At 42.4% G+C, this 5904-nt stretch carries 5 protein-coding genes; 4 read left to right on the top strand and 1 reads right to left on the bottom strand.

The genetic code is table 11. The annotated features are described in order from the left end of the window. From IQ229_RS10005 to IQ229_RS09990, 4 genes are all read left to right on the top strand, one after another. Positions 1 to 123: LuxR C-terminal-related transcriptional regulator (locus IQ229_RS10005; protein WP_194043311.1), on the top strand; the 123-nt coding region annotated here is incomplete at its 5' end. Continuing rightward, positions 116 to 2305 carry a substrate-binding domain-containing protein gene (locus IQ229_RS10000; RefSeq protein WP_228013355.1) on the top strand — a complete coding sequence of 730 codons (2190 nt, stop codon included), beginning with the start codon at positions 116 to 118 and terminating at the stop codon, positions 2303 to 2305. The genes IQ229_RS10005 and IQ229_RS10000, both read left to right, overlap by 8 nt. Continuing rightward, entirely contained in the window at positions 2283 to 2924 is a 642-nt protein-coding gene (locus IQ229_RS09995) for an FHA domain-containing protein (RefSeq protein WP_194043307.1), read from the top strand. Before IQ229_RS10000 ends, IQ229_RS09995 begins: the two co-directional genes overlap by 23 nt. 66 nt (positions 2925 to 2990) lie before the next feature. Further along, on the top strand, positions 2991 to 4085 hold the full coding sequence (locus IQ229_RS09990; RefSeq protein ID WP_194043305.1) for an anthranilate phosphoribosyltransferase family protein: 1095 nt from the start codon (positions 2991 to 2993) through the stop codon (positions 4083 to 4085). Here the strand turns inward: IQ229_RS09990 and IQ229_RS09985 are convergent. After that, positions 4057 to 5481 (bottom strand): LCP family protein, encoded by a 1425-nt coding sequence (locus tag IQ229_RS09985; RefSeq protein ID WP_194043303.1) that lies wholly within the window; start codon positions 5479 to 5481, stop codon positions 4057 to 4059. The genes IQ229_RS09990 and IQ229_RS09985 overlap by 29 nt on opposite strands. Between the last annotated feature and the right edge of the window lie 423 nt (positions 5482 to 5904).

Below are 5904 nucleotides of genomic sequence, written 5' to 3'. Positions count from 1 at the left end.
CATTTATATGTAACAGTTGCTACTGTTAAGGCGCATCTCACCAGTATTTTTGAAAAATTAAAGGTTACTAGCCGGACTCAAGCGATTGTGACTGCCCTCAAGCTAGGATTAGTTCATGCTTGAGCGCGACGGAAGTAGTCGGCGCAATTCACAAAACTTTTTGTATATGGCTTCATTTGAATCTTTTTATCAAGAATACCCCTGCTCGTACAATTCTCCCTTAAGTTGCGATCGCCCTTTCCAAACGGCGCAGCAAATCAAGGGTGCTAAGTTTTGCTTGGAATGTGGTTTTCCAGCAACTTTACCACAGGAGGCTGAGATTAAAGGAAGTCAGGGAACTTATCAAATAGCTAGTTTTGTTGGTGTGCGCGGTTTAGGCCGCTTATATTCAGGTGTTCAACTTAAAGACAAACAACCTGTAATCATCAAAGAATACCTGCTCCCCAACCGTTCTTTTAATGAAAGTGAAACTCAAAAGCGGAAAGAGACTTTTAAACGGGTGGGTGGAGTAAGTTTAGCCGATAGTCGAATTCAAAATTTCCGTCTGGTGGAAACTAAAGAAGCGATCGTAGATCAAAAAGGAGAACGCTGCTATCTTATTACTCAAGGAATCGAATCATCCCAAACTTTAGGTAAGTATCTCATAGAAAAGGGAGCAATGACATCTCTTGATGTGCGTGAGGTACTAAATCAAGGTTTACAAACTCTCCAGTTCCTCCACACCCAAAAGCTGCGTTTTCCCTCCAATCAAACACAACTGGGCATCACTCACGGCAATATCAATTTAGACAGTATTTTAATTAAAGTAGAAAACAATCAAAAGTTTTCTATATACTTTTGTGATTTAGCTATCTGGGAAAACTTATTTATTCCCCCAATTATTCCTCAACCTGCTCCCGCCAAACCTGAACAAGATTTAGAATCATTAGGATTATTAGCCTTTTATTTATGGGTAGGGCGGACAACTAATTTTTCATCTAACCAGCCTCTCAATCCTAGAGATAATCAACAATGGCCGGATACCGATAGCAATTTAAAGCAATTTATTTATCGTTTAATTGGGCTAGAAACTCCTTTTGAGAGTGCAGAAGCGGCTCGGAAAGCACTACTAGAACTTCCTCAAGAAGATCGTGCTAAAAGTTCAAGTTCAGTGCGATCGCCAGGTTCTCAAGAACTAGAAAAGTCTTTGCCAACGCCCTTAATTTTGTTAGTAATTCTATTTTTATTACTACTTGGTAGCGGAATTTGGTATTGGCTTTGGGGCAGGAAAACAGTTAGTCCTAATCAATATATCCAATGGTCTAAACTTGTGCGGAATTTTTCAGAAGTCCCTAACGTTCCTTCTGGACAATTTACTTATACAGGAGAAAAAAATAGTACATGGAGTTTTGTTTTAACGCAATTAGTGGACAACAGTCGTTTAGGAGATTTATTGACCAGACCAAAGCCAGATGCAACAGCAACATTTGACTATAAATCTGTTTTGTCATCAAATATAAATAACCCGATTAAAAGTATCGAAGAAGTTCAAACAAACAAAAAAGATTTTGCCATTACTAGTTTGGTAGACAACATTACAGATAAACTTGCGAAAAAAGCAGTAGCCTATGATGGTTTATTTGTTTTTGTAGCATTTAATAAAAGAGACTCGAATCTTGCCAATGCTCTTGGGGGGAAAATCAATCTTGAGCAATTGCGTCAAATTTACACAGGCAAAATTACTAATTGGCAGCAGATTAATCCCAAACTTCCAAACCTGCCCGTGAAACCTTTTGCCCCAACTGAACCGGAAGCAATCAGTAAATTTCAACAAATAGTTCTGCAAAATGCCCCTCAAGACGAAGCTTTATTTGCAGCGAAAGTTACTAAACTTGATACAGCAAAAACCCAAAACCTGATACGCAGTGAAACTTTAGATGGGCGAACTACTGGTATTATCAGTTTTGGGATTATCAGTAAAACTGCGAGTCAGTGTACTGGCTATCCTCTAGCGATCGCAGATGGTAATAAGTCTGCTATTCAACCTCTGTTTCAAAAGCGCGATCGTCGCTCAATTAATCCCTCAGATGATTTATGTCAACATGATGATTATTATGTTGATGTCACGACTTTCCAAAGCTACCCCTTGGGATACCGTATTTTTGTAGTGTACCCTAAAGACAGCAACCGCCTACCTGGTGGTTCTACATTTGCCCAGATGCTAATTACTCGTCAGGGTCAGTGTTTACTTAGTAAAGTAGGTCTTGTAGCTTTACAACCTATGCCTGATGATATAAATTCTTATGCCTGCAAATCGGTGCCCTAATCCTAGTTGCGAATATTTTAACCGTGCCCTGCCTAACAATGCTAAGGTTTGTCCTTGGTGTTCCACCCCTGTGGGTAATGTAGTTTCTCCTACACCACAACCACCTAGTCAACCTCCGCCTATTCAACAACAACCTAGTCAACCACCTGTTCAGTATCAGCGGCCGCCTACAGATCAACCTAACTACCAAACTCCCCAACAAGCCCCCATTGATTATTCAACAGTCTATCAGCCACGAGTTTCCTATCAACCAACACCACCTGTTTATACCCCTCCGCCCCAAAGAGCGCCAGCCTTAAAACTGATTCATAGCACCGGTAGAGAATTTCACCTCGTTGGGGAAGGAGGTTATATTGGTCGCCGCAGTCAGAGTCCAGGAATAGCGCCGCCAGAAATTGACTTGACCGGCATTCCCAGTGAGGGAATAATCTCTCGTCGTCATGCGCGAGTCGATTGGGACTGGTCGCAAAATTCTTACATGATTGTTGATATGAGTACAAATGGTATTTATTTAAACAACAATCCTTTGACTCCCGGTATGCAGTATCGCCTACTTAACGGTGATTTACTGCGATTTGGTCAGGATAACCTAGTTAATTTCACTGTATATATTGTGTAGGTAATTCGTAATTCGTAATTCGTAATTCAAGGTTACTAATGACCAATGACCAATGACAAATGACAAATGACAAATGTATTTCGGGAATTTCTGCAAAAAGTAGGCAGTGGAAACCACACAGCCGAGAATTTAACTCGTGCCCAAGCAGCCACCGCTACTAAAATGATGCTGCTGGGTGAAGCGACACCAGCCCAAATTGGAGCCTTTTTGATTGCTCACCGAATCAAGCGTCCTACGGGCGAAGAGTTAGCTGGAATGTTGGATGCTTATGAGGAACTGGGGCCAAAACTGCAACCCATAGCCTCTGGGCGACCTGCGATCGCTCTTGGCATCCCTTATGATGGTAGGACACGCACAGCACCAATTAGTCCCGTCACAGCTTTATTACTTGCCGCAGTGGGACAACTAGTGGTAATGCATGGTGGCGATCGCCTACCAACGAAGTACGGCTTACCGCTAATAGATATTTGGCAGGGTTTAGGAGTCGATTGGACTACCTTACCCCTAGCACAAACTCAACAAGTGTTTGAGCAAACCGGAATCGGCTTTATTTATCTACCTCAGCATTTTCCCTTAACTACAAGTATTTGGGAGTACCGCGATCAGCTTGGCAAACGTCCGCCGTTGGCGACAATGGAGCTAATTTGGTGTCCTTATGCTGGGGATGCTCACGTAATTGCTGGGTTTGTCCATCCACCGACAGAAGGGATGTTTCAAACAGCTCTCGGACTGCGAGGAGTGACAAAATTTACATTAGTCAAAGGATTGGAAGGTAGTTGCGACTTACCGCGCGATCGCACTGCAATCATCAGCTTATCTTCATCCGTAGCACCCCAAGAGGTAGAACGATTGCACCTCGTACCGCGCGATTACGGTTTTACTACCAAGAACGTACCCCTTGGAACTACTGAAGAACTGGTGGCGGATATTCAAGAGGTTTTGGCAGGTAAACCAGGTGAATTGATGCAAACAGCCTTGTGGAATGGCGGATTTTATCTATGGCGGAGTGGTATTTGTTCAGATATGGCACAGGGTTTAGCTAAAGCAGAAGAATTATTAACCAATGGTTTAGTAGCAGCTAAACTCCAAGAACTGAGCCAGGTAGTAAATTCAGTATCAGCAGATATACCTGTTAGGGTGTCAACGACTTCTCCAAAATAGATTTTTGTTCCAACCAATCTTTACCTACCTGGATACTGATATCTGAGCCGAGGTTGCCAGTGCTTTCCACCCGGACTTCTCCAAATCCCAAAGTGCCGCGAATTGACTCGGCACTGTCACCATCTCCTTGTTGAGCGACAATGTGAGTTACATCTAGAGGTTCACCCCATGCCTTGGCCACATAGATATTACGATATCCAGATTTCTCCAAGGCTCTAATTAACGGTTGGAGGTTAGAGCGATCGCCACCTGTACTATCTTGAATTGCTACACGTAAAGAGCGGGGGTTAGTTGTAGTTGCCAGCTGTTCCTGTTCTGACTCCAAACCAAAGTGTTGAGACATCAGTTTCGCAATCCCATTTTTGTTGGGCAACCAATAGCTAGCATCATACTCATTCTTCTCGCTAAAGCGACCTGGCAGCATTAACATTTGCATATTAGAGCGATTTGTCCGCACCCCAAAACCCATTAGCGCCACTAACTCTTCAACAGTCAAGTTAGTATCAATGTGGTCTTTCACGACATCAAGAACTTTAGGTAATTGAGCAACAGTTGCTGGGTTGAGTGTTTGCTCCATCAAAGCACGCATGACCATTTGCTGGCGCTGAATTCGACCAATATCACCGAGTTCGTCATGGCGAAAACGTAGCAATTGCAATGTTTGGTCGCCATTGAGATGCTGCTTACCAGCCTTCAAATTGATGTACAAATGCTGAGAATCATCTTGATATTTCATATCTTTAGGAACGTAGACAGTTACGCCACCCAAAGCATCAATCAGCTTGCCAACTCCCAAAACGTTAATTCGGACATAGCGATCAATTCCCGCTCCTCCTAAGAGATTACTAACAGTTCTGGCAGTCAAAGCTGGCCCACCTTCAAGGTTAGCGGAGTTAATTTTTTTCACTCCATAACCCTCTATTTCCGTGCGGGTATCTCTGGGAATGGAGAGCATATTTATTTTTTTCGTCTCTGGATCGAATTTGACCAAGAGCATCACATCAGAAAGACCATCAAAGGAGTTTACTTGGGGTAGGTATTTGAGGTTTTTGGTTTCTTCAGGAGGGTTTTGGACATCTGGGGGAAGTACGCTCATTCCCATCACCAAAAGATTCACTGGACGAGTTAATTCTGAAAATCGCAGCACACCTCCAGAAATGCGATCGCTATCAAAGGCCGCCTCATCCTTTGGAGTTAGCTGGGCTTGTTGCAAAGGCGTACTGGTCAAAGACACCGCCAAAAGTGCCCCCGCTGTTGCAGATACCATCGCAATACCACCCATACCTACCCAAAACCACAGCCACCGTCCTGATGTCGAGTTTTGGGAAATTCTTTTATTAGACTTTGAGGCTTTTCCCGACTGGTTTTCTTCCGCCGAACTTCTTTGAATGGTCACAGACTTCCTCACACTTACTCACTAATCAAATTCAGTAATTTTGCAGACTAAAAACACCCAAACAAATCAACCCATAATAGCTAACTCTTAATTATCGGTGTTAACTTTTTTAATGTAGTGTCAACCACAACACTTATAGCAGCATTTATTCTTTTTTTGGGACAACTTGGAGATGTTTTACTGAAGTATGGCAATAATAAACTGGATTTGACTAGATATATAGATAAATCAGCCAGAAATTTTCCAAAATTCAGTAAAAACACCGACAATTTATCACCTTAAAAATTAAGATAAATACTTGCCAAGCACTCGTTCAGCTAAATTACTAAACCCTGGTAAACGACTAGATTTGCCCTGCATTAGGCGTAAAATCAACCAAATACTTACTAAAAAGTAACCTGACGTGAGAAAGCTATTGAGGAT

The sequence above is a fragment of the Nostoc cf. edaphicum LEGE 07299 genome, assembly GCF_015207245.1.
In the GTDB taxonomy this organism is placed as follows: Bacteria; Cyanobacteriota; Cyanobacteriia; order Cyanobacteriales; family Nostocaceae; genus Nostoc; species Nostoc edaphicum_B.
The sequence above is the reverse complement of the archived record's forward strand: the minus strand, read 5'-3'. Positions and strand labels throughout refer to the sequence as shown.

Coding starts and splice junctions, on each gene's coding strand:
- IQ229_RS09990 (WP_194043305.1), top strand. CDS start 2,991: ATGACAAATGTATTTCGGGAATTTCTGCAAAAAGTAGGCAGTGGAAAC.
- IQ229_RS10000 (WP_228013355.1), top strand. CDS start 116: ATGCTTGAGCGCGACGGAAGTAGTCGGCGCAATTCACAAAACTTTTTG.
- IQ229_RS09995 (WP_194043307.1), top strand. CDS start 2,283: ATGCCTGCAAATCGGTGCCCTAATCCTAGTTGCGAATATTTTAACCGT.